The organism is Paenibacillus sp. FSL R10-2771 (assembly GCF_038000205.1).
GTDB lineage: Bacteria > Bacillota > Bacilli > Paenibacillales > Paenibacillaceae > Paenibacillus_AQ > Paenibacillus_AQ phytohabitans.
In genome coordinates this window covers 46,293-66,981 of sequence record NZ_JBBOBM010000002.1, presented here as the reverse complement: position 1 = coordinate 66,981, position 20,689 = coordinate 46,293, and the positions used below count along the sequence as shown (strand labels likewise).

General features: G+C 47.8%; 32 protein-coding genes. 2 read left to right on the top strand and 30 right to left on the bottom strand.

Annotation, left to right across the window (positions count from 1 at the left end):
- Window positions 1-354: 354 nt before the first annotated feature.
- Entirely contained in the window at window positions 355-585 is a 231-nt protein-coding gene (locus NSU14_RS35870; RefSeq protein WP_025336637.1) for a hypothetical protein, read from the bottom strand.
- Between the two features lie 242 nt (window positions 586-827).
- On the bottom strand, window positions 828-1,439 hold the full coding sequence (locus NSU14_RS35865; RefSeq protein WP_042140120.1) for a stage II sporulation protein M: 612 nt from the start codon (window positions 1,437-1,439) through the stop codon (window positions 828-830).
- A gap of 131 nt (window positions 1,440-1,570) precedes the next feature.
- Between NSU14_RS35865 and pdaB the strand changes: the two genes are divergently transcribed.
- Window positions 1,571-2,374, top strand: a complete 804-nt coding sequence (gene pdaB / locus NSU14_RS35860; RefSeq protein WP_042239954.1) for a polysaccharide deacetylase family sporulation protein PdaB — start codon at window positions 1,571-1,573, stop codon at window positions 2,372-2,374.
- A gap of 45 nt (window positions 2,375-2,419) precedes the next feature.
- On the opposite strand, the gene NSU14_RS35855 is transcribed toward pdaB, so the two are convergent.
- Window positions 2,420-3,241 (bottom strand): PPK2 family polyphosphate kinase, encoded by an 822-nt coding sequence (locus NSU14_RS35855; RefSeq protein ID WP_042217852.1) that lies wholly within the window; start codon window positions 3,239-3,241, stop codon window positions 2,420-2,422.
- 130 nt (window positions 3,242-3,371) lie between these two features.
- Window positions 3,372-3,962 carry a KinB-signaling pathway activation protein gene (locus NSU14_RS35850; protein WP_042141718.1) on the bottom strand — a complete coding sequence of 197 codons (591 nt, stop codon included), beginning with the start codon at window positions 3,960-3,962 and terminating at the stop codon, window positions 3,372-3,374.
- A gap of 127 nt (window positions 3,963-4,089) precedes the next feature.
- Between NSU14_RS35850 and gerD the strand changes: the two genes are divergently transcribed.
- Window positions 4,090-4,794: a spore germination lipoprotein GerD gene (gene gerD, locus NSU14_RS35845; RefSeq protein WP_042140123.1), complete on the top strand. Its 705-nt coding sequence runs from the start codon at window positions 4,090-4,092 to the stop codon at window positions 4,792-4,794.
- Between the two features lie 81 nt (window positions 4,795-4,875).
- On the opposite strand, the gene NSU14_RS35840 is transcribed toward gerD, so the two are convergent.
- The 26 genes from NSU14_RS35840 to rplX form a co-directional block, all read right to left on the bottom strand.
- Window positions 4,876-5,985, bottom strand: a complete 1,110-nt coding sequence (locus NSU14_RS35840) for an Mrp/NBP35 family ATP-binding protein (protein ID WP_336102768.1) — start codon at window positions 5,983-5,985, stop codon at window positions 4,876-4,878.
- Between the two features lie 89 nt (window positions 5,986-6,074).
- A complete protein-coding gene (gene cwlD / locus NSU14_RS35835) occupies window positions 6,075-6,821 on the bottom strand; it encodes an N-acetylmuramoyl-L-alanine amidase CwlD (RefSeq protein ID WP_042140125.1) in 747 nt (248 codons plus the stop codon).
- Between the two features lie 72 nt (window positions 6,822-6,893).
- Window positions 6,894-8,069 carry a sulfate adenylyltransferase gene (gene sat, locus NSU14_RS35830; RefSeq protein ID WP_042140126.1) on the bottom strand — a complete coding sequence of 392 codons (1,176 nt, stop codon included), beginning with the start codon at window positions 8,067-8,069 and terminating at the stop codon, window positions 6,894-6,896.
- A 35-nt stretch (window positions 8,070-8,104) separates the two neighbouring features.
- Entirely contained in the window at window positions 8,105-8,797 is a 693-nt protein-coding gene (locus tag NSU14_RS35825) for a phosphoadenylyl-sulfate reductase (RefSeq protein ID WP_039310345.1), read from the bottom strand.
- A gap of 226 nt (window positions 8,798-9,023) precedes the next feature.
- Complete coding sequence (gene rpsI / locus NSU14_RS35820) at window positions 9,024-9,416, bottom strand: 30S ribosomal protein S9 (RefSeq protein WP_042140127.1); 393 nt, start codon at window positions 9,414-9,416, stop codon at window positions 9,024-9,026.
- Between the two features lie 20 nt (window positions 9,417-9,436).
- Entirely contained in the window at window positions 9,437-9,874 is a 438-nt protein-coding gene (gene rplM / locus NSU14_RS35815) for a 50S ribosomal protein L13 (RefSeq protein ID WP_042140128.1), read from the bottom strand.
- Between the two features lie 233 nt (window positions 9,875-10,107).
- Window positions 10,108-10,887 carry a tRNA pseudouridine(38-40) synthase TruA gene (truA, locus tag NSU14_RS35810; protein ID WP_340949075.1) on the bottom strand — a complete coding sequence of 260 codons (780 nt, stop codon included), beginning with the start codon at window positions 10,885-10,887 and terminating at the stop codon, window positions 10,108-10,110.
- A 178-nt stretch (window positions 10,888-11,065) separates the two neighbouring features.
- Complete coding sequence (rplQ, locus tag NSU14_RS35805; RefSeq protein WP_019908254.1) at window positions 11,066-11,431, bottom strand: 50S ribosomal protein L17; 366 nt, start codon at window positions 11,429-11,431, stop codon at window positions 11,066-11,068.
- Between the two features lie 41 nt (window positions 11,432-11,472).
- Window positions 11,473-12,417, bottom strand: a complete 945-nt coding sequence (locus tag NSU14_RS35800) for a DNA-directed RNA polymerase subunit alpha (protein WP_039298711.1) — start codon at window positions 12,415-12,417, stop codon at window positions 11,473-11,475.
- Window positions 12,418-12,548: 131 nt separating this feature from the next.
- Window positions 12,549-12,944: a 30S ribosomal protein S11 gene (rpsK, locus tag NSU14_RS35795; protein WP_019908251.1), complete on the bottom strand. Its 396-nt coding sequence runs from the start codon at window positions 12,942-12,944 to the stop codon at window positions 12,549-12,551.
- Between the two features lie 19 nt (window positions 12,945-12,963).
- Window positions 12,964-13,332 (bottom strand): 30S ribosomal protein S13, encoded by a 369-nt coding sequence (rpsM, locus tag NSU14_RS35790; protein WP_025706577.1) that lies wholly within the window; start codon window positions 13,330-13,332, stop codon window positions 12,964-12,966.
- Window positions 13,333-13,351: 19 nt separating this feature from the next.
- Complete coding sequence (gene rpmJ / locus NSU14_RS35785; protein WP_003322638.1) at window positions 13,352-13,465, bottom strand: 50S ribosomal protein L36; 114 nt, start codon at window positions 13,463-13,465, stop codon at window positions 13,352-13,354.
- Window positions 13,466-13,518: 53 nt separating this feature from the next.
- Window positions 13,519-13,734 carry a translation initiation factor IF-1 gene (gene infA, locus NSU14_RS35780; protein ID WP_018753971.1) on the bottom strand — a complete coding sequence of 72 codons (216 nt, stop codon included), beginning with the start codon at window positions 13,732-13,734 and terminating at the stop codon, window positions 13,519-13,521.
- A 2-nt stretch (window positions 13,735-13,736) separates the two neighbouring features.
- Complete coding sequence (locus NSU14_RS35775; RefSeq protein WP_042140130.1) at window positions 13,737-14,045, bottom strand: KOW domain-containing RNA-binding protein; 309 nt, start codon at window positions 14,043-14,045, stop codon at window positions 13,737-13,739.
- An 11-nt stretch (window positions 14,046-14,056) separates the two neighbouring features.
- Window positions 14,057-14,809 carry a type I methionyl aminopeptidase gene (gene map, locus NSU14_RS35770; RefSeq protein WP_042140131.1) on the bottom strand — a complete coding sequence of 251 codons (753 nt, stop codon included), beginning with the start codon at window positions 14,807-14,809 and terminating at the stop codon, window positions 14,057-14,059.
- Window positions 14,810-14,813: 4 nt separating this feature from the next.
- Complete coding sequence (locus NSU14_RS35765; RefSeq protein WP_042140132.1) at window positions 14,814-15,458, bottom strand: adenylate kinase; 645 nt, start codon at window positions 15,456-15,458, stop codon at window positions 14,814-14,816.
- Window positions 15,459-15,556: 98 nt separating this feature from the next.
- Complete coding sequence (secY, locus tag NSU14_RS35760; protein ID WP_042140133.1) at window positions 15,557-16,855, bottom strand: preprotein translocase subunit SecY; 1,299 nt, start codon at window positions 16,853-16,855, stop codon at window positions 15,557-15,559.
- Window positions 16,855-17,295 (bottom strand): 50S ribosomal protein L15, encoded by a 441-nt coding sequence (gene rplO, locus NSU14_RS35755; protein WP_039298666.1) that lies wholly within the window; start codon window positions 17,293-17,295, stop codon window positions 16,855-16,857. The genes secY and rplO overlap by 1 nt, the downstream gene beginning before the upstream one ends.
- Window positions 17,296-17,335: 40 nt before the next feature.
- Window positions 17,336-17,521: a 50S ribosomal protein L30 gene (rpmD, locus tag NSU14_RS35750; protein ID WP_019908243.1), complete on the bottom strand. Its 186-nt coding sequence runs from the start codon at window positions 17,519-17,521 to the stop codon at window positions 17,336-17,338.
- A gap of 14 nt (window positions 17,522-17,535) precedes the next feature.
- Window positions 17,536-18,033 carry a 30S ribosomal protein S5 gene (gene rpsE, locus NSU14_RS35745; protein WP_036652980.1) on the bottom strand — a complete coding sequence of 166 codons (498 nt, stop codon included), beginning with the start codon at window positions 18,031-18,033 and terminating at the stop codon, window positions 17,536-17,538.
- A 27-nt stretch (window positions 18,034-18,060) separates the two neighbouring features.
- Window positions 18,061-18,429 carry a 50S ribosomal protein L18 gene (gene rplR / locus NSU14_RS35740; RefSeq protein WP_042140134.1) on the bottom strand — a complete coding sequence of 123 codons (369 nt, stop codon included), beginning with the start codon at window positions 18,427-18,429 and terminating at the stop codon, window positions 18,061-18,063.
- An 84-nt stretch (window positions 18,430-18,513) separates the two neighbouring features.
- Window positions 18,514-19,056, bottom strand: coding sequence for a 50S ribosomal protein L6 (gene rplF / locus NSU14_RS35735; RefSeq protein ID WP_036721827.1), 543 nt, complete (start codon window positions 19,054-19,056; stop codon window positions 18,514-18,516).
- 30 nt (window positions 19,057-19,086) lie between these two features.
- Entirely contained in the window at window positions 19,087-19,485 is a 399-nt protein-coding gene (rpsH, locus tag NSU14_RS35730; RefSeq protein ID WP_019908239.1) for a 30S ribosomal protein S8, read from the bottom strand.
- A 32-nt stretch (window positions 19,486-19,517) separates the two neighbouring features.
- Window positions 19,518-19,703 (bottom strand): type Z 30S ribosomal protein S14, encoded by a 186-nt coding sequence (locus NSU14_RS35725; RefSeq protein ID WP_036589425.1) that lies wholly within the window; start codon window positions 19,701-19,703, stop codon window positions 19,518-19,520.
- Window positions 19,704-19,747: 44 nt separating this feature from the next.
- On the bottom strand, window positions 19,748-20,290 hold the full coding sequence (gene rplE / locus NSU14_RS35720) for a 50S ribosomal protein L5 (protein WP_039298657.1): 543 nt from the start codon (window positions 20,288-20,290) through the stop codon (window positions 19,748-19,750).
- A 30-nt stretch (window positions 20,291-20,320) separates the two neighbouring features.
- Window positions 20,321-20,674, bottom strand: coding sequence for a 50S ribosomal protein L24 (gene rplX, locus NSU14_RS35715; protein ID WP_019908235.1), 354 nt, complete (start codon window positions 20,672-20,674; stop codon window positions 20,321-20,323).
- Between the last annotated feature and the right edge of the window lie 15 nt (window positions 20,675-20,689).

Below are 20,689 nucleotides of genomic sequence, written 5' to 3'. Positions count from 1 at the left end.
CTCCAAATTGTATTTAGAAAGAGCGATTGCTCATTTTGAAACATCTGACGAGAATTTTCATTCTCTATTTTGGAAGTCACTTTCGTGATTTCCCACTCACTCGTTGTTCAGTTTTCAAAGATCAATGTCTCATTTTAGCTCTTCACCGCATCTCAGCGGCGACCTTTATAATATATCATAGTGTTTCGTTGTTTGGCAAGCTTTTTTTTGAAAAAGTTATTTTTCATTATTTCCTGCCTGCAGCACCCTTTTAAACATTCAAAAGGAGCGCGAGATATAATGTATCATGCCGGCTCCCTTTTAGTCAAGCTATTAGGTTAATTTTATTTGTTCTGGTCTTATAGCCTTTAGAATTCAATGTTTGAACTGTGAGGAACGTCCTCCCCACGCGTACTTGGACAACTCCTTCTGTGGGGCAAAACGTGCATACATACGGAATACGGTTTTATATCGATTGGCAATAGCGTGTCTGATATTCTGATCTAAACGCTGATCGCTCAAATCCAGAAGCATTTCATCCAGCTCTTTGCGCAAAACATAGTCCAGCTCCTTGCATTCCTTCTCATTGAACAACATCCCGAGCATATGCTTGGCCTCCTTCATGAAATTCATAGCTATCAACAACCATCAAATGCCGTGTCTTCTACTGTAGAAAATAGACCATTCGATGTGGGAAGCTCCAATTGTACTGCTTACACTAGATTAACCGGAGCATAGGATCTATAACCATAATTATAAAAAATTCCATTATGGTCTCTTTATATCCAAATTCCGACTATGGGACCAATTTATTTGGCTTTTAATGTTATGCTCAATTCCCATAAATTTTATGATAAAAGTGAAAATGTAATTGTACTCTCAATAATTGCCGCGATGAACAGCAGAATAACTATCCATACCGAAGCGGTAAAAGTCTGCCGCATGAACGCCTGCCAATGGTCTGCTTCCCTCTCATTCCTCTTTCCCGCCCGAAACAGGGCAGATAACGCTTTGCCTCCGAATCTCAGACCAAAGGCACAGGCAATAATGATTGCCGGAATCTCGATAATCCCGTGCGGCAGCAATCCTTTTACAATCAGGGTGAACAGGTCCTGTCCCTGTATTGCGGACAGATGAATGAGATAACCAATGACTGCACCGTTAATCAGCAGGAAGAACACCGGCAATATTCCAAACAGTGCCCCTAGAAATATAATAACCACGCTTTTGATGCTGTTGTTCAGAAAGATAAATACAAAAAAGCTCCATTGCGGATTAGAGGATTCTCTAAGGCTCCCGCTGATTTCGCTGATTCCTTTCAATTGCTCATTCAGCAGCTGCTGCAGACTTCCCGTACCGATCCAGCCAATTACTCCGCCGGCTATGAATAACAAGGCTGCTGTCAGCAGCGCTTTGCGGATCGTTCCCAGATCTTTGATAAACGTATTAAAAGATAACATGTGTACCTCCTGAAATGGTATCGCTCTTTAAAAGCATTTGCTGCGGTTTTATATCTGCGGTCATAAGCGCCCTGTACGAGCATACATTTAGAACAAACAAGCATTTCGCATGGGAGAGGAGCGCTGACATTATGAATTCTTTTTATGTATTCAGCGGCAAAAAGATAAAACGGTTCATTTATATCTTTGCTGCTGCGCTTCTTACCGCCGGCGTCGTCTATGTCGAGAGGGGTAATATTACTGTTTTCTCTGAAGCAGCCCCTTCCGCCATTTACAGCGTGCCGACGGAAAAGAAGCTGATCGCCTTAACCTTTGATATTAGCTGGGGGGAGAAGAGACCGGAACCGATCCTGAAGGTGCTGGAAGACAAAAAGGTGGATAAGGCTACCTTCTTTCTATCCTCCCCTTGGAGTAAGACCCATCCAGAGATTGTCACCAGCATCAAAGACGCCGGATATGAGATTGGCAGCCACGGCCACAAGCATGTGAACTACAGTACGCTGAGCAATGAAGAAATCCGTACGCAAATTACTACTGCCCATACGGTATTAACCGAACTGACGGGAACACAGCCTAATCTGATCAGAATGCCTAACGGCGATTTTGACAAAAGAGTGCTGCAGGTCGCCTCTGACCTTGGTTATAAGGTCATTCAATGGGATACGGATTCGCTGGACTGGAAGAATATCGGTGTGGATAATATCGTGAACCGTGTGACGAGCAAGGCCCATCCCGGAGATATCGTACTGCTGCATGCCAGTGACTCCTGTAAGCAGACTCATGAGGCATTGCCGCAAATCATTGATAAGCTGCGCAGCCAGGGATATGAATTCGTTACTGTCTCTGAACTAATCAGCCAAAGCAGTGCCGAAGGCAAGGAAGTCCGCGACTCCGCTTGGCTGGATAATGGCTTGGAAGACGCTGCCGGCATGTAGATCTGGCCTATTCTGAACGCAGCCGCTGCAGGGGATAGTTATCTGTTAGTGGCGCGGAGAAATAAGCTCGGAAATATCCGGAGTAGGTGTATTTAGTTTCGGATAACTCAGGTCAAGCCCCTCCAGCGTTTTCACCACAATGGCCAGCGCCAGGTAATTGCGGTACCACCGGTGATTCGCCGGAATCCAGTACCACGGGGCTTTCTCTATGCTGCTTTGCTCAAAAACATCTTCATAGGCCTTTTGATAATCGTCCCAGTATTCACGCTCCTGCAGATCACTGGCGTCGAACTTCCAATGTTTCGCCGGATCATGAAGCCGCTCCTGGATCTTCTCCAGCTGCTTCTCCTTGGAGATATGCAGAAAGAGCTTGATTACCGTTGTCCCCTCTTCCGCCAGCATTTCCTCAAACTGGCGGATGTAGCGGAAACGCCGCTTGGCATCCTCTTTCTTCAGGCTGCCATGCACACGCGGTACCAGCACATCTTCATAATGTGAACGGTTGAACGCAGCGATATAGCCTTTGGGTGGTGTCTTCATATGGACTCTCCACAGGAAATCGTGAGCTTCCTCCTCAAGAGAGGGCTTCTTGAAGCTGGTAACGATGAACCCTTGCGGGTTGATGCCGGAGAAAATATGCTTAACGGTCCCGTCCTTCCCGCTGGAATCCATCCCTTGAAGTATAACGAGCAGGGAATGCTTCTTTTGTGCAAAAAGGATATCCTGAAGCTCAGCCAGCCGTTTCTTCAGCTTCTCCATTTTGGCTTCCGCTTCTTCTTTGGATTTGAATTCACCGCGTTCATTGGGATCGAGGTCCTTCAGGCGTGTTTCACTTGTGTCTTTTATCATATAACGCTTGATGTTCATATATTCCCTCCTCCACTCTGTTCTTTAAGATTAACCTCTTAAAGTTGATTTTAACCGTTCCGCACAAGCAATGCCAAAACCCCGCCACCCTGAGTGTATTCAGGTGAGCGGGGTTTTGGTTTATGGACTTTTAAATTGAGGCCGGTTTCAAAATCCGGTGCAGCATCAAAATCTGGAACGCATTGCAAGCGACCAGCGGAACCAGAATAAAAATGGTGGCGCTATCTACGCCGATCCGGAGTACACCGATAATCTCAACAATGGTGATGGCGGTCATAAAGAAAAAGGTTGGAATCCAGGCTGAAGCATTGGTACCCCGCATTTTGAACCAGGAAACAATAATTGCGGTAAGCAGAATCCCCAGACCCAAAATCAGGTCGGATGCAACACTCCGGTCCCCGCTCACAAATGTACGCAGGAAAACCAGTTCAAGCAGCGCGAGCACTGCCAGCACCAGTTGTATGTACCGCCATGCCTTGCGCGGGAACACGCCGGTGCCCATGTAATTAAGAATCAGATAAGCGAAGAACCCCAGCTGTGCATATACACTGACGAGCACTCCGTAGCCAAAAAGGATCAGGGAGTAAAGTAAAAGGTCGGCGGTGCTCTTGAAATCGATTCCGCCATTGACTATCTGCAGGGCAAGGCCGGCAATCACGGCCCCTCCTGCTCCGATCAAAAGCGTGGTCCAGAATAAATAAAACCATTTTCTTAAGTTCAGCGCTTTCACCTCCCCGTGTCAGATTTATTTTACCAAGGTTACCGTCAAAAAACCATTACACTCCAACATAAATGTGTGCCCCCGCGGCATACTACAGTCAGTAACTCTATAAAGGAGGGCAGCGCCAATGAAATGGAGGACTTTGTGGTCTGGAGGCTTGGCACTCGGCTTGGTTATGGCCTTAACGGCCTGCGGAGGCGAACAGAGCAGCAGTTCTTCTTCCGGACAGGGCGGATATAAGGAAATGAAGACGATGGTTGTAGATATATTGAAAAGTGATGAGGGAAAAAAAGCGGTTGAGGAGGCCCTCTCCACCCCCAGCTCGGGTGAAAGCAGCACAAGCGGGCTGAGCATGAAAATGATGCCGATGCAAACAACCGAGCAGATCCGGATCGCGGTTAAAGACACCATCACAGCTCCTGAGTACCAGAAGGAAATCGAAAAGATCATGACGGACCCGCAGTTTGCCGGGGAGTTCGCCAAAGCGATTAATACGCAGAGCAAGGAATTGCATCTTCAATTAATCAAGGACCCCACTTATCAAAAGTCTGTCGAAGAAATTATGAAATCGCCTGAAATGATGAAGATGTTCCTCGACCTTACTAAGACTTCCGATTACCGCAAGCAATCTATGACCATTATGCAGGAGGCCATGCAGAACCCGCTCTTCCGTATGGAAGTGCTTGATCTGCTCAAAACTGTAGTACAGGAAGAGCTGCAGCCTAAGGTACAGAAAAAGGATGCCGAAAAAGGCGGCGGGGGCGGCGGAGAGGAACAGGAAAGCGGGGGCGACAGTCAGAAGCAGGAAGGCGGAGATGATTCCGGCTCCTAAAATAACATACATTCTATTCAAAAAAGGCCTTGCCCCATATGGGACAGGCCTTTTTTGTGTTGCAAACAAATTACTCAGCGCTTACTCCTCGTACTTAGCGATCAGCTTGTCTGCAATTTCTGCAAATAACCCTCCGGTTGGCGTATCCGCCTTATACACTGACGGTGAGAAATCAGGCTCAGAGATATGGTTGTCCGGTGCACCGAGCGGCACCTGGGCCAGCAGCTCTGTATGCAGCGTTTCGGCCAGACGGGCACCTCCGCCGCGTCCGAAGATATAATCTTTCTTGCCGCAGGAGGAACATTCATAATACGCCATATTCTCGATGACCCCAAGAATCTCATGATCCGTCTGCAGAGCCATAGAGCCTGCTCTGGCAGCCACAAAGGCCGCCGTAGCATGAGGGGTGGTTACAATGATCTCCTTGCTGTGCGGCAGCATCTGGTGCACGTCAAGCGCCACATCGCCCGTTCCCGGAGGCAGATCCAGCAGCAGGTAATCCAGCTCGCCCCAGCCTACATCGCTGAAGAACTGGCGCAGCATTTTGCCAAGCATCGGCCCTCTCCAGATAACAGGACTATTCTCACGGATGAAGAAGCCCATCGACATGACCTTCACTCCAAATCGTTCCACCGGAATAATGGTACCTTCTTCCACGACTGGTCCCTCTTCAATGCCCATCATATCCGGGATACTGAAGCCATAAATGTCGGCGTCGATCAGACCGACCTTTTTACCTTTTCTGGCTAGTGCTACGGCAAGGTTCACCGTCACCGTAGACTTTCCCACTCCGCCCTTGCCGCTGGCGATCGCGATGAAGTTCACGCCCGAATTCTCATTGATCAGCTCATGCCCCTCAAGGCCCGCTGCATGGCCTTTCAGCTTCTCGCCTTGTTCTGATTCCCGCTCGTCCTCTGCACTCTCTCCACGGAGTATAGCGCGTTCATAATCGGTGGCATCACGCAGACGGATATGAATATTATCCGCTCCGCCTTCAGTAAGCAGATCGCGAACCTGCTGCTCCAGCTCCATACGCTGCTTCTCCTCGGAGTCAAGACACACGACAGATAGCGAGATCCGGTCTTCTTTAATCATGATATCGCGGATCAGCTGTAATTCGACAAGGCTTTTTCCGGATTCCGGGTCTGTGAGCGGCTGCAAAAGTTCCTGAATTTGTTCCCTAGTCAGCATGGAAAGCACCTCTGTTCCTTCCCGGACAGGTAAGCTCCGGTATTTTCGTCTATTATAGCATTACCCTCCGGCGGAAGAGTAGTCCCACCCTATGGCTGCTCAGAGGTATACCGCAGGATCCCCCGGTAGATACTGGTTGCCACCTTCCGTTGATACACATCGTCTCCAAGCAGAACGGATTCCTCAGGATGGGATAGGAACCCTACCTCAACTAAGACAGCAGGCATCTTTAATACTTTTAACAAATAAATGGTGTTCGCAGTCTTGGGCACACGGTCTGTATTCTCAAGGGTAGCCTTCAGCTCATCCTGTACCAATCCGGCCAACGCCTTGTTGCCCTCATTGCTTGGATAATAGAAGGTTTGTGCTCCGCTCCAGCGGTTCGAAGGAATACTGTTCATATGTACGCTGATAAACAGATCGGCGCCCTTCTCCTCGATGCTTCTGACCCGCTGCTTCAGATCCTCCGTCTTGCGCTTGGCATACCCTTTGGTGCTGTCCTGGGCCAGATCATAATCCCCTTCCCGGGTCATTACTACAATAGCTCCCGCCTGCTGCAGATAGTCACGCAAATAAAGGGACACCGAAAGGTTGATATCCTTCTCAATCAGCCCCTCACGGCTCACTGCACCGCCATCCGGCCCCCCGTGGCCAGCATCAATGGCAATTACCTTGCCGGAAAGCGGCAGACTCCAATAATTGATCGTCTTGGCAGTCGGCATATCATAAGCAATAATACCGATCATCACAGCGAGTAATGCAGTGCCCAGGATGCTTTTTTTGATGCTGCTCCAAGAGATCCAGACCGAGACTTTATGCTGCTGCCCTCCAGACATAACAAAGACCCCCTCGTCCCGATAGATTCTACTCATCTATATGGGACAAGAGGGCCAAATAGTACTGGCTGTTTAAGCTTGGACCGAAACTTCCGGAGACATGCCTTCAATCAGAATCTGCGCCACTTCGGGGCGCGTGAATTCAGGTGGCGGACATTGTCCGTCGCGAAGAAGTGCCCGTACCTTAGTTCCGGAGAGCGTCAAATGCTGATCACCCGGATGCGGGCAGGTTTTGCTGGAGGCCATGTTGCCGCATTTCACACAGAAGAAGCTATGTTCGAAGAATAATGGCGTAATACCAAGTTCCTCGGCGGTAAAGTTCGCAAAGATCTCCTGGGCTTCGTAAGTGCCATAGTAGTCACCCACACCGGCATGATCACGACCGACAATAAAATGTGTGCAGCCGTAATTCTTGCGCACCATCGCATGGAATATCGCTTCACGCGGTCCGGCATAACGCATTGCCGCCGGGAATACACCGAGGAATGTGCGGTTCTCCGGATAATAATTCTCCAGCAGCGCAAGATAACTCTTCATCCGCACGTTGGCCGGCACATCGTCAGACTTGGTTTCACCTACAAGCGGATTCAGGAACAGGGCGTCTACAACCTCCATAGCGCACTTCTGGATGTACTCATGAGCGCGGTGCACCGGATTGCGTGTCTGGAAGCCCACAACGGTTCTCCAGCCTTTATCCGCGAAGATCTGACGGGTCTCGGCAGGGTCGAAATAGAACTCACCGAATTTCTCAGGCTGCGGCCGGTTCAGTACAGTTATAGGACCACCTACATAAGTTGCCGGACGGGCGAGCAGTTTGCTTACGCCAGGATGCTCTGGATCGGTTGTCTTGAAAACATTCTGCGCTTCAAGCTGCTGATCCACTTCGTAAATACTCTCAATATCAAGCAGTCCGTAGATTACACCGTCTTCTTCACCAATCAGCGACACTCTTTCACCCACTGCAAGGGATGCCGCCTGCTTGTCATCAACAGCGAGTGTGATAGGAATGCTCCATACAGTTCCATCTGCCAGACGCATGCTAGTGACCACAGAATGGTAGTCCGCTTCATTCAAGAAACCAGTAAGCGGCGAAAATGCACCTACACCAATCAAATCCAAATCAGATAAAGTCCATGTATTGAGAGCAATTGATTTATTGGCTGAGGCTTGCTGCAAGAGTTGTTCTCTCTCCACACCCTCTGCTATACGCTGAACCAGCGCTCCTCCATGAGGAAGTATTGAAGTCATCCTTGTTCTCTCCTCCTGTGTGCAATGCTAGTGTGTTATTTATGCAATCCACATTCTGTTTTGTCTGATCCGGACCATCTTCCGGCACGCGGATCTTCACCAGGCATAACAGCCCGGGTGCATTGCTCACAGCCGATACTAGGGAAGTTACGGTCATGAAGCGGGTTATAGACTACATCATTCTCGCGGATATAATTCCATACATCCTCTGTGGTCCAGCTTGCAATCGGATTAAACTTTACAAGGCCAAATTTGTTATCATACTCCACCTTTTTGGAGTTGGCGCGGGTTGGCGCCTGGTCACGGCGAATTCCGGTAATCCAAGCGTCGTATTGCGAAAGAATACGCGTGAGCGGCTCAACCTTACGGATGGCGCAGCATTGATTCGGGTCAGTGTTCCAAAGCGCCTCACCATACTGCAGCGCCTGCTCTTCCACTGTAATCTGCGGCGATACACGGACGAACTCCATTCCGTACTTGTCAGCCATAATATCTCTTGTCTCATAGGTTTCCTTGAAATGATAATCGGTGTCGAGATAGAACACATCTGTCGACGGGCTGACCTTCTGGATCATATCCACCAGTACTACATCCTCGGCACCAAAGCTGCAGGCAAAGGTTATATTAGGAAAAGTCTCTACCGCCCAGCGGATAATCTCTTCGGGAGTGGCATTCTCCAATTCTTCAGCTTTAACTTTGATTAAATCCTCTTTCTCAAGCAGATTCATTTAATCTTCCTCCATCCGGATATAGCCAAGATCGAATCCTCTGAGAGATTAATCCCGACTAATTCTATATGGTATAGTATATCTGTTTCAGTGCCGAAGTCAATGGGTTTTGTTCATTTTGGAATAAAGTATTCGGGAATTTAATATTTTGGTGATATAAACAATAAAAAAGCTCCCGGCCATAAAGGCCAGGAGCTTGAGTTCCTTGATAACAAGGAGACAGATATTAACGTTTCGAGAACTGTGGAGCACGACGAGCGGCTTTGAGGCCGTATTTCTTACGTTCCTTCATACGTGGGTCACGAGTCAGGAAGCCGGCTTTCTTCAGCGCACCGCGATATTCAGGGTCTACTTTAAGCAATGCACGGGAGATACCGTGACGGATTGCGCCAGCTTGACCGGAAATGCCGCCACCATGTGCAAGAACGATTACATCGTAGTTGCCCAGAGTTTCAGTCAGGTTCAAAGGTTGTCTTACGATCATCTTCAGTGTTTCTACACCGAAATATTCGTCCATCTCGCGTTTGTTAATGACAATGCGTCCTTCACCCGGTACAAGGCGAACACGTGCTACCGAATGTTTACGACGACCTGTCCCATAGTATTGTACTTGTGCCATGAAACTGTCCTCCTCTATTCTTATCCGCGAAGTTCGTAAACTTCAGGTTTTTGTGCTGCATGTGGATGTTCAGCGCCTGCATATACTTTGAGTCTCAGTTTCATGTGATCCCCTTGACGAGTCTTAGGAATCATGCCGTGAACTGCGAATTCAATCATACGCTCAGGTTTGGTTTTGATCAGGTCTTCAGCAACAGTGACTTTCAAACCACCTGGGTGCATCGAGTGACGGTAGTATTTCTTGTTTTGCATTTTCTTACCGGTCAGGTGAATCTTCTCAGCGTTGATAACAATTACGAAATCTCCAGTATCAACATGTGGAGTGAATTGCGGTTTGTGTTTGCCACGGATTAGAGCAGCGGCTTCGCTTGCCAAACGGCCAAGTGTTTTGCCTTCGGCATCAATGATGTGCCAATTGCGTTCAACTTCGTTCGGCTTCGCCATATAGGTGGTACGCATGAATGTTTCCTCCTTGTTCTCGTACGAAAATCATCTGTTTCGTATATCTTGTTTCTCATTGGATTACAATTATGTGAGTTAAGAAAAGCTTGTTTGTTGGCATTTCCTTGATCGGGGCTGTGGGATAGCCATCAAGAAAACACAACTTTTATATTACAGCATAAACATGACAAGTGCAAGTGATTTTTAACTTTTCAAACACTATTTTTCATAGAAAATATTGTGCTGATCGTTTAGTTCTCATTCTCGTCATATTCTACACTCCAGAGTGCCAAACCCTTAGACACAGCTGTAGGTCCGGCTGCCGCGCGGTCACATGCCGCAAGAATTAGAGGGATTCTATCCGCGCTGATCTTGCCTTGCCCCACTTGCATCAGCGTGCCCATAATTATGCGTACCATATGCTGCAGGAAGCCACTGCCTGTAATATACGTATGGAAAACACCCTGATCGGGAGACCCGGGCCGGCACATGCTGCGGTCCACCTCAAGACGTGCTTCAAATATCGTGCGTACATGCGAAGTCTTGGTAGACTTCCTGGACGCAAATGAAGTGTAATCATGGGTGCCCAGCAGCCCAGCCAACCCCTGCTCCATCGCCGGAATATCCAGCTTCATCGGATGATGATGCTGCCAGCGCCGCTGGAACGGATCCGGGAACCGGTTGCCGTTAATCGTGTACCGGTAGGTTTTACGCTTCGCTCCTCTACGGGAGTGGAAAGAGAGCGGAACCTCCCAGGCCTCGGTAACCACGATATCCTGCGGAAGCCTGGCGTTCAGAGCCAGACACCAGCGTTCCAGCGGGATCTGGGAAGAGGTTATGAAATTAAAAGGTTGGCCATAAGCGTGCACTCCTGCGTCTGTCCGTCCTGAGCCCGTTATCTTGAGCGTCTCACCGGTCAGATGAAGAATGGCATGCTCCAGCTTGTCCTGAATCGTATTGCCCTGAGGCTGGGTCTGAAAGCCATCATAATGGGTACCGTCATAATTGACTTTCATCAATAGATTGCGCATTTCATTCTCCTGTTAGTCCATAGGTTTTTCTGTTTCATAAAAAAAGAGCCCCGGCGGGAGCTCCTTCTACTCTATACAAGGTGATTCCCGCGGTTATTTGCACGGCAGGGTCAAAATGCCCTGCAGTACAATAACGTTAAATACGTAATGCGTACATCCGGAAATCATGCTTGTGAAACTACGCGCGGTCTACCAGTTCAAGATAAACCATAGGCGCAGCATCGCCACGGCGAGGTCCCAGCTTCAGGATACGAGTGTATCCGCCTGGACGCTCAGTGTAACGAGGAGCAATATCAGAGAACAATTTTTGGATTGCATCTTGTTCACCGTCTACAGTCTCACGACGAACAAATGCTGCTACTTGACGACGAGCATGAAGATCGCCCTTTTTCGCTTTTGTGATCAGTTTCTCAGCGATGGAACGAACTTCCTTCGCCTTGGCTTCTGTTGTCTGGATGCGTTCGTATAGGAACAGATCCGTTACCATATCGCGGAATAGTGCTTTGCGCGCGCTGGAATCACGGCCCAATTTTTGGTATGCCATTTGTTTTCCCTCCTTCACTCAAATCTCAAGAAGCCCTATAACTATTCTTCTGTACGAAGACCCAAACCAAGCTCCTCAAGCTTCTCTTGAACTTCTTCCAAAGATTTGCGACCCAGGTTACGGACCTTCATCATATCTTCTTCAGTTTTCGTAGTCAGCTCTTGCACGGTATTAATACCGGCACGTTTGAGGCAGTTGTAGGAACGGACAGAAAGATCTAGCTCTTCGATGGTCATCTCGAGTACTTTTTCTTTTTTGTCTTCTTCTTTTTCAACCATAATTTCGGCGTCTTTCGCTTCGTCCGTAAGACCTACGAACAGAACGAGGTGCTCGTTCAAAATTTTGGCTCCAAGACTAACGGCTTCTTCCGGTCTGATACTGCCATCCGTCCAAATTTCAAGCGTCAATTTGTCGTAGTTAGTCACTTGACCAACACGGGTATTATCAATACCATAATTCACGCGGGAAATAGGAGTGTAGATGGAGTCAACTGGAATAACACCGATTGGCTGATCGTCGCGTTTGTTCCGGTCCGCTTGGACGTAGCCGCGACCACGGCCTGCAAAAATGCGCATGTGTAGTCTCGCTCCAGGTCCCAGCGTTGCAATATGAAGATCCGGGTTCAGGATCTCAACATCGCTATCCGCACGAATATCACCTGCGGTAACAATGCCTTCTCCTTCAGCATCAATCTCGAACACTTTCTCTTCATCCGAATGAATCTTCAGAGACAGAGCTTTAAGGTTCAGGATGATTTCCGTCACATCTTCCATTACGCCGGGAACGGTCGAGAACTCATGCAGAACGCCGTCAATTTGGACCGAAGTCACTGCGGCTCCCGGAAGGGAGGAAAGCAAGATCCGGCGAAGCGAATTCCCCAGAGTCGTGCCATATCCACGTTCCAGCGGTTCAATTACGAATTTCCCATAGGTTCCATCATCATTGGCTTCTACGGTCTCAATCTTCGGCTTTTCGATTTCTATCACGAGTGTACCCCTCCTTCAAACGTCGCTCCTATATGAAACAGTCACCCCATCAGGTGTATCATGTAGTATGCCTAAACACCTATTATTAGCAGATGCGTCAGAATTATACCACAATCACAATTCTGATTTTACTAAACGCGGCGACGCTTCGGCGGACGGCATCCATTGTGAGGAACCGGAGTAACGTCTTTAATGAGGTTTACTTCAAGGCCAGCGGCCTGAAGGGAACGGATGGCTGCTTCGCGGCCCGCGCCCGGTCCTTTAACCATAACTTCAACGGACTTCATGCCGTGTTCCATAGCTGCTTTAGCAGCAGATTCGGCTGCCATTTGCGCTGCAAATGGAGTCGATTTACGGGAACCTTTGAATCCTTGACCGCCGGAGCTTGCCCAGGAAATTGCATTTCCGTGAGGGTCCGTGATCGTAACGATAGTGTTATTGAACGTGGAACGGATATGTGCCACGCCAGACTCGATATTTTTCCGGTCGCGACGTTTCGTACGTACGACTTTTTTCGGTTTAGCCATTGTCTCTTATCACCTCTTCTTATTTCTTTTTGTTTGCTACCGTACGACGCGGGCCTTTACGGGTACGGGCATTTGTTTTGGTACGTTGACCGCGAACAGGCAATCCACGACGGTGACGAACACCGCGGTAACAGCCGATCTCAGTAAGACGTTTAATATTCAAGGAAATTTCACGACGAAGGTCACCTTCAACCTTAACCTGCTTGTCGATCGTTTCACGCAGTTTGCTGACTTCATCTTCCGTCAAATCACGGACACGTGTGTTAACGTCAATGCCTGTTTCATTAAGAATTTTCTGGGAAGTCGTTTTACCGATTCCGAAAATATAAGTCAAGGCGATCTCAACGCGCTTATCACGTGGCAAATCCACTCCAGCTATACGAGCCATTTTACGCTACACCCCCTTCTTAACCTTGTTTTTGTTTGTGTTTCGGATTTTCGCAAATTACCATAACAGTCCCTTTGCGGCGGATGACTTTGCATTTTTCGCAAATGGGCTTTACAGAAGGTCTTACCTTCATGTTAATTACCTCCTCAAAGTTTTGCGAAGCAAAACTTTTGTTGTAGTTCCCATCTATTTACGGTAAGTTATACGGCCTTTTGATAAATCATAAGGCGATAACTGCACGACCACTTTGTCTCCGGTTAGGATACGGATAAAGTGCATCCGCAATTTCCCGGACACATGGGCAAGTATTTGATGACCGTTCTCAAGCTCAACCTTAAACGTTGCGTTAGGCAACGGCTCAATGACCGTTCCTTCTACCTCAATGACATCTTCCTTAGCCACAGTTAGTCTCCTTTCTCATTAGCACTTTTTCCAGCTGGCCCCCCATACTTCATCACTGCGAACCGCAGCTTTCCGTTGGTTACCCGGCCGGTTTCTTCCAAACTATCTACAATCTCATTGCTGATGAAGGGTATGAGCTCCAAGTGCTGAATATTCTTCTTCTTTGGACTATCAAACTTGCGTTTGTCCCCGTCAGCAATATATACAAATCTGCTATCAACAACTGCGATAACAACGGCAGCCTCTCCGGCATCCTTGCCTTTGAGAATTCTCACGATTTGACCAATCTGCGGGCTGCTCCCAGTATTCACGTGAAGATCACCTACGCATTCAGTTTTGTGAAAATCTCCATGCCGTCCGGTGTAACTGCTACTGTATGCTCAAAGTGAGCGCATAGTGAACCGTCTACCGTAACGACCGTCCAGTTATCTTCCAGCGTTCTGACATATCTGTCCCCGGCGTTAACCATCGGCTCAATCGCGAGTACCATACCCGGCTTCAGACGTGGTCCGCGGTCCGCTATGCCATAGTTCGGAATTTGCGGTTCTTCATGCAGTTCTGCCCCAATGCCATGACCAACATACTCGCGGACAACGGAGAAGCCGGCGTCCTCGATGTACTGCTGGATAGCATGGGAGATTGTAAACAAGCGCACATCCGGTTTGATTAACGCCAGTCCTGCGTACAAGGAGCCTTCCGTGACGTCCAGCAGACGCTGAGCCTCTTCAGAAATGCTGCCCACCCCGTAGGTCCAGGCGGAATCACCGTGATAACCGCGGTACTCTGCACCGATATCCAGCGTAACAATATCGCCTTCTACCAGTTTGCGTTTACCTGGAAATCCATGCACCAATTGTTCGTTGACTGAAGCGCAAATGCTGGCAGGAAAACCGTTGTAACCTTTGAAAGACGGCACAGCACCTTGACTGCGGATGTATTGATCGGCGATTCTGTCGAGTTCTCCAGTTGTAATACCAGGCTCTATAGCCTCAGCAATACGGCGGTGACTCTCGGCAACAATTCGTCCAGCTTCCCTCATAAAGGCAAGTTCCTGTTCGGATTTACAAATGATCATTACATTAACCCCGCAATAAAGACACGATTTCGGAAGAAACGACATTGATTTCGTTTTCTCCGTTTACCTGACGCAAAAGACCTTTATCGTCATAAAATGCAAGCAGCGGCGCTGTTTTGTTATCATACTCATCCAGACGCTTGCCTACACTCTCTTCGTTGTCATCCGGACGCTGATACAATTCACCGCCATCAATGTCGCAGATGCCATCTTGCTTCGGCGGGTTGAAAATTAAATGGTAGGATGTTCCGCAAGTGCTGCAGATCCGGCGTCCTGTAAGGCGCGCCATCAGCAGTCCGCGGTCCACATTCAAGTTGATTACGTGATCCAATGAAGTGCCGAGTCGGCTAAGGATTTCTCCCAGCGCTTCCGCTTGCGAAAGGGTTCTTGGAAAGCCATCCAATAAAAAACCTTTTTCGCAATCGGACTGCTGCAGCCGTTCTTCAACGATTCCAATAGTCACATCATCAGGTACAAGCAAGCCTTGTTCCGTGTAAGATTTAGCCTTCAGCCCGATTGGAGTTCCCTGCTTGATCGCCAAGCGGAAAGCATCTCCAGTCGAAATATGCGGAATACCAAGTTCCTTCACTACTACAGCGGCTTGTGTTCCCTTGCCTGCCCCAGGAGGGCCCATGAATAAAATGTTCACGATTCTCTTCTCCCCCCAAAAGTTCGCCACCAAGCAAGAAACAGCACAATAGGTACCGGGAAGTTTAAAACCCTAGGTACTTCACCGGAACCTATCGCCTATTTATTGATGAAGCCTTTGTAATGGCGTTTGATCAATTGGCTCTCGATCTGCTTCATGGTATCCAATGCCACACCGATTACGATCAGCAGCGCAGTACCGCCGATTTTAACCTGCTTAGGCAGCCCTGCCAGAGTACCAAAGAACATTGGCAAGATAGAGATCAAAGCCAGGAACAACGCGCCAGACATAGTCAGGCGGGACATTACTCTGGTCAGATACTTCTCAGTTGCCTTGCCCGGACGAATACCTGGAATGTATCCGCCGTTCTTCTTCATATTCTCTGCCATCTGCTGCGGATTCATCTGAACAAACGTATAGAAGAACGTAAATCCGATGATCATTACCACATACAGGAGCATTCCGAGCGGTGCTTCAATTGCCAAGTACTTGGCAATCCATTTTGCCCAATCATGTGTAGACCAGAAAGATGAGAGAACAACCGGGAATTGAAGCAGTGAAACGGCGAAGATAACAGGAATTACACCAGCCGCATTAATTTTAAGCGGAATATGCGTATTCTGTCCACCGTACATTTTGTTACCGACTACGCGTTTAGCATATTGTACAGGGATTTTACGGATACCTTGTTGAACAAAGATAACCCCGACAATAATCGCTACAACCACGAGCAGTATAATAACGACTTTAAGAATATTCAGGAACATCTGATCCGGCTGAATGAAGCTTGATTGTGCCGTAGCCGTGAAATATCCCGGTATAGCAGCGACGATTCCCGCAAAAATCAGGATCGAAATCCCGTTTCCTATTCCCTTTTCAGTGATCTGTTCACCTAACCACATCAAGAACGATGTACCCGCCGTCAGTATGATCGCGATAAGCAGGTAATCCGCAAAGGTTGCATTTGGAATCATCTCAGTGCCATAAATCCGGTTAAAACCGATAGATGTGGCAAACGCTTGAATCAAACCTAGCACTACTGTGCCGTAACGCGTAATTTGCGCCAGTTGTTTTTTCCCGTGCTCCCCTTGCTTAGCCCATTCGGCAAACTTAGGGATAACATCCATCGAGAGCAATTGCACTATGATGGATGCTGTAATATACGGGTAAATGCTGATCGCAAAAATCGAGAAGTTTTTGAGCGCTCCGCCCGAGAAGGTGTTCAAAAGACCCATCAAAGCGTCTCCGCTCTGATTTGTTGATTCCAGTACTTCTTTGTTCACACCGGGAACCGGTACAAACGAACCGATGCGGTAAATGATCAGAACGAACAGGGTAAACAGGATCTTTTTGCGCAAATCTTCAACATGCCATATATTCTTAAGCGTCTTGAACATTAGATCACCTCGGTTTTACCGCCGGCAGCTTCGATTTTCTCTACCGCAGATTGAGAGAACTTATTTGCTTGTACAGTCAATTTAACAGCCAGTTCGCCATTGCCGAGAATCTTAATGCCGCTCTTAGTGTTGCTGACAACACCAGTTTCAAGCAACAGTTGTGGAGTCACTTCTGTTCCTTCAGCAAAGCTATTCAGATCTTCCAGGTTCACAATCGCGTACTCTTTACGGGTAGGATTGATGAAACCACGTTTAGGCAGACGACGATAGAGTGGATTTTGTCCACCCTCGAAGCCTGGACGCACACCACCGCCGGAACGGGAGTTTTGACCTTTGTGACCGCGGCCCGAAGTTTTACCGTTCCCGCTACTTGGACCACGACCAACGCGGTTGCGTTCTTTGCGTGAACCAGGAGCTGGAGCAAGTTCATGTAACTTCATCGTTTGCACCTCCTTATGTTTGTTAATTTATGCGAGGCAATTAGCCTTCAATTTCAGTAACGGATAGCAAGTGACTCACTTTGTTGATCATTCCGCGAATTGCAGGAGTATCGTTGTGAACCACGGACGAGTTGGTTTTGCGCAGGCCGAGCGTCTTAACAGTAACACGTTGTGTTTCTGGACGTCCGATCACACTGCGTACGAGGGTAATTTGCAACTTTGCCATTGACGTTCCCCTCCTTAACCGCGTAATTCTTCGACAGATTTGCCGCGAAGCTTCGCGACCTCTTCAATGCGTTTCAGACGGGAAAGTCCCTCTAAAGTAGCATTGACCATGTTCATGGAATTCGAAGAACCCAAAGATTTTGTCAAGATGTCGCCAACGCCTGCCAATTCAAGTACCGCACGAACTGGACCACCAGCGATAACGCCGGTACCTTCGGATGCTGGTTTCAGCAGAACGCGTCCTGCGCCGAAATGCCCAGTAACCAAGTGAGGAATCGAAGTTCCTACGATTGGAATGTGGATCAGGTTTTTCTTGGCGTCTTCAATGCCTTTACGGATGGCATCCGGAACTTCGCCGGCTTTACCGATACCCGCACCGACATAGCCGTTGCCGTCGCCCACAACAACAAGTGCGCTAAAGCTGAAACGGCGTCCGCCTTTTACAACTTTTGCAACACGGTTAATGTGCACAACTCTTTCTGTCAGTTCTAAACTGTTCGGATCTACACGCAAGTCGTTAACCTCCTTTTAAGAAATATTCTAGAATTCAAGACCAGCTTCGCGTGCTGCGTTAGCCAAAGCCTGAATCCGTCCATGGTACAAGTATCCACCGCGGTCAAATACAACCACTGCATAACCTTTTTCTTTAGCGCGCTCAGCGATCAATTGACCCACTTTGCCTGCAGCTTCAACGCTGCCGCCATTTCCGATTGTAGCACTCAATTCTTTATCCAGTGTGGAGGCGGATACGATAGTAGCGCCTGTCACGTCATCGATCAATTGAGCGTAGATGTGTTTCGAAGAACGGAATACGTTCAAACGTGGACGCTCAGTAGTACCCTGGATCTTCTTACGAACACGCAGGTGTCTTTTGAGACGAGCCTTGTTTTTATCCTCTTTTGTAATCATGACTTCCCTTTCACTCCCTTCAGTTTGCCGTAAACAGCTTCACTTTAAGATGCACGGGGTATCTTACAATTAAGGTAGAGCTGGTTATTTCTTCTTACCAGCTTTACCTTCCTTGCGGATGATACGCTCGCCTTCATATTTGATACCTTTACCTTTGTACGGTTCTGGTTCACGTACGGAACGGATTTTGGCAGCATAAGCGCCTACGCGTTCTTTATCGATACCTCTAACGATGATCTTCGTGTTCGCAGGAACATCGAACTCGATACCTGCTTCCGGTGTAATTTCAACCGGGTGGGAGTAACCAACGTTAAGTACGATTTTATCTCCGGATTTGCTTGCACGATATCCGACCCCAACCAGCTCCAGAGATTTCGAGAAACCTTCAGTCACACCACTCACCATGTTGTTGACAACGGAGCGGGTTGTGCCGTGAAGTGAACGATGCAATTTGTTGTCCGACGGGCGAACAACAGTGATTTCGTTATTTTCAACTGTAATCTTCATGTCTTTATGAAGCTCACGAGTCAAAGTGCCTTTAGGACCTTTTACTGTAATAACGGCGTTGTCCAAAGTGACATCTACACCGCTAGGTACTGCGATTGGTTTGCGACCAATACGAGACATGTGTTGCACCTCCTTATCTTGTGACGTTTATTACCAAATGTAGCAGACAACTTCTCCGCCGGATTTTGATTGACGAGCTTCTTTGTCGGTCATAACTCCCTTAGATGTGGAGATAATCGCGATTCCCAGACCACCGAGTACACGAGGCACTTCATTGCTCTTCGTGTAAACGCGAAGACCTGGTTTACTGATTCTTTTCAGACCAGAGATAACGCGTTCCTGGTTCGGGCCGTATTTCAAGAAAATACGGATAATCCCTTGTTTGCTATCTTCAACGAATTCAGCATCACGGATGAAACCTTCACGTTTCAAGATGTCCGCGATTTGTTTCTTCATAGTAGAAGCAGGCATTTCTACTGTCTCGTGACGCACAGTGTTGGCGTTACGAATACGAGTAAGCATATCTGCAATAGGATCAGACATAGTCATGTGTGTAAACCTCCTTCCCGTTTATAAACTTCTTACCAACTTGCTTTTTTCACGCCAGGAATCTGGCCTTTATAAGCTAATTCACGGAAACAAATTCTGCAAATTTTGAACTTTTGCAATACCGAATGTGGACGACCGCAACGCTCGCAACGTGTATATGCACGTACTTTGAACTTAGGCTCGCGTTGTTGTTTAACTTTCATTGAAGTCTTTGCCACTTAGACTGACACCTCCTAAACATTTTCGGAGAAATGGATGATTCTTATTTTGTGAAAGGCATTCCCAGCTGATTCAGCAGCTCACGGGATTCCTCGTCCGTCTTTGCAGTCGTTACAATAACGATGTCCATACCGCGGACTTTATCCACTTTGTCATATTCGATTTCCGGGAAGATCAATTGCTCTTTAAGACCCAGTGTGTAGTTACCACGGCCATCAAAGGCTTTGTTGGAAATACCACGGAAGTCACGTACGCGTGGAAGCGTTACGTTGATCAATTTATCCAGGAAGTAATACATACGCTCGCCGCGCAGTGTTACTTTAACCCCGATCGGCATATTCTCGCGCAGTTTAAAACCGGCGATGGATTTCTTTGCTTTAGTGATAACTGGCTTTTGACCAGTGATCAATTGCATATCATTTACTGCAGCATCAAGTACTTTGGAGTTTTGAACAGCGTCACCCACACCCATGTTGATGACGATCTTCTCGATCTTAGGCACTTGCATAACAGTAGTATAGTTAAACTTCTGCATCAGAGCAGGTGTAATTTCATTCAGAAAACGTTCTTTCATTCTTGCTGCCATGAAGATTTACCTCCTTTCTTTAGGACTGTATTAGTCGATAATCTCTCCGGATCGTTTTGCTACCCGAACCTTCTTACCGTTATCGAGCACTTTGTAGCCAATACGTGTTACTTTACCGCTCTTCGGATCGATGTGCATTACGTTGGACACATGAATCGAAGCTTCTTGCTCGATGATTCCACCCTGTGGATTCAACTGGTTCGGCTTCTGGTGTTTTTTCACCATGTTCACGCCTTCTACCAGGACGCGGTTTTCACGAGGATAAGCAGCGATGACACGGCCTTTTTTACCTTTGTCTTTCCCGCTGATCACAAGTACCACATCATCTTTCTTCACGTGCAGTTTATTGTTATGGGATTCCAGAACTTTTTTCACTCTAGGCATTTATTACACCTCCTA

What these genes read in the sequence shown, in the direction of transcription:
- rplM (WP_042140128.1), bottom strand. Translation starts at nt 9,874, where the DNA reads ATGCGTACCACCTATATGGCGAAGCCGAACGAAGTTGAACGCAATTGG.
- rpsI (WP_042140127.1), bottom strand. Translation starts at nt 9,416, where the DNA reads ATGGCACAAGTACAATACTATGGGACAGGTCGTCGTAAACATTCGGTA.
- gerD (WP_042140123.1), top strand. Translation starts at nt 4,090, where the DNA reads ATGAAATGGAGGACTTTGTGGTCTGGAGGCTTGGCACTCGGCTTGGTT.
- rplO (WP_039298666.1), bottom strand. Translation starts at nt 17,295, where the DNA reads ATGAAGTTACATGAACTTGCTCCAGCTCCTGGTTCACGCAAAGAACGC.
- rplR (WP_042140134.1), bottom strand. Translation starts at nt 18,429, where the DNA reads ATGATTACAAAAGAGGATAAAAACAAGGCTCGTCTCAAAAGACACCTG.
- NSU14_RS35840 (WP_336102768.1), bottom strand. Translation starts at nt 5,985, where the DNA reads ATGCTGACTAGGGAACAAATTCAGGAACTTTTGCAGCCGCTCACAGAC.
- truA (WP_340949075.1), bottom strand. Translation starts at nt 10,887, where the DNA reads ATGCGCAATCTATTGATGAAAGTCAATTATGACGGTACCCATTATGAT.
- rplQ (WP_019908254.1), bottom strand. Translation starts at nt 11,431, where the DNA reads ATGGCATACCAAAAATTGGGCCGTGATTCCAGCGCGCGCAAAGCACTA.
- rplE (WP_039298657.1), bottom strand. Translation starts at nt 20,290, where the DNA reads ATGGCAGCAAGAATGAAAGAACGTTTTCTGAATGAAATTACACCTGCT.
- NSU14_RS35825 (WP_039310345.1), bottom strand. Translation starts at nt 8,797, where the DNA reads ATGAATCTGCTTGAGAAAGAGGATTTAATCAAAGTTAAAGCTGAAGAA.
- rpmD (WP_019908243.1), bottom strand. Translation starts at nt 17,521, where the DNA reads ATGGCAAAGTTGCAAATTACCCTCGTACGCAGTGTGATCGGACGTCCA.
- cwlD (WP_042140125.1), bottom strand. Translation starts at nt 6,821, where the DNA reads ATGTCTGGAGGGCAGCAGCATAAAGTCTCGGTCTGGATCTCTTGGAGC.
- secY (WP_042140133.1), bottom strand. Translation starts at nt 16,855, where the DNA reads ATGTTCAAGACGCTTAAGAATATATGGCATGTTGAAGATTTGCGCAAA.
- rplX (WP_019908235.1), bottom strand. Translation starts at nt 20,674, where the DNA reads ATGCCTAGAGTGAAAAAAGTTCTGGAATCCCATAACAATAAACTGCAC.
- map (WP_042140131.1), bottom strand. Translation starts at nt 14,809, where the DNA reads ATGATCATTTGTAAATCCGAACAGGAACTTGCCTTTATGAGGGAAGCT.
- rpsK (WP_019908251.1), bottom strand. Translation starts at nt 12,944, where the DNA reads ATGGCTAAACCGAAAAAAGTCGTACGTACGAAACGTCGCGACCGGAAA.
- sat (WP_042140126.1), bottom strand. Translation starts at nt 8,069, where the DNA reads ATGACTTCAATACTTCCTCATGGAGGAGCGCTGGTTCAGCGTATAGCA.
- NSU14_RS35865 (WP_042140120.1), bottom strand. Translation starts at nt 1,439, where the DNA reads ATGTTATCTTTTAATACGTTTATCAAAGATCTGGGAACGATCCGCAAA.
- NSU14_RS35870 (WP_025336637.1), bottom strand. Translation starts at nt 585, where the DNA reads ATGCTCGGGATGTTGTTCAATGAGAAGGAATGCAAGGAGCTGGACTAT.
- pdaB (WP_042239954.1), top strand. Translation starts at nt 1,571, where the DNA reads ATGAATTCTTTTTATGTATTCAGCGGCAAAAAGATAAAACGGTTCATT.
- rplF (WP_036721827.1), bottom strand. Translation starts at nt 19,056, where the DNA reads ATGTCTCGTATTGGTCGCAAACCAATCGCAGTACCTAGCGGTGTAGAT.
- rpsH (WP_019908239.1), bottom strand. Translation starts at nt 19,485, where the DNA reads ATGACTATGTCTGATCCTATTGCAGATATGCTTACTCGTATTCGTAAC.
- NSU14_RS35855 (WP_042217852.1), bottom strand. Translation starts at nt 3,241, where the DNA reads ATGAACATCAAGCGTTATATGATAAAAGACACAAGTGAAACACGCCTG.
- rpsM (WP_025706577.1), bottom strand. Translation starts at nt 13,332, where the DNA reads ATGGCTCGTATAGCTGGAGTGGATTTGCCACGTGATAAGCGCGTTGAG.
- rpmJ (WP_003322638.1), bottom strand. Translation starts at nt 13,465, where the DNA reads ATGAAGGTAAGACCTTCTGTAAAGCCCATTTGCGAAAAATGCAAAGTC.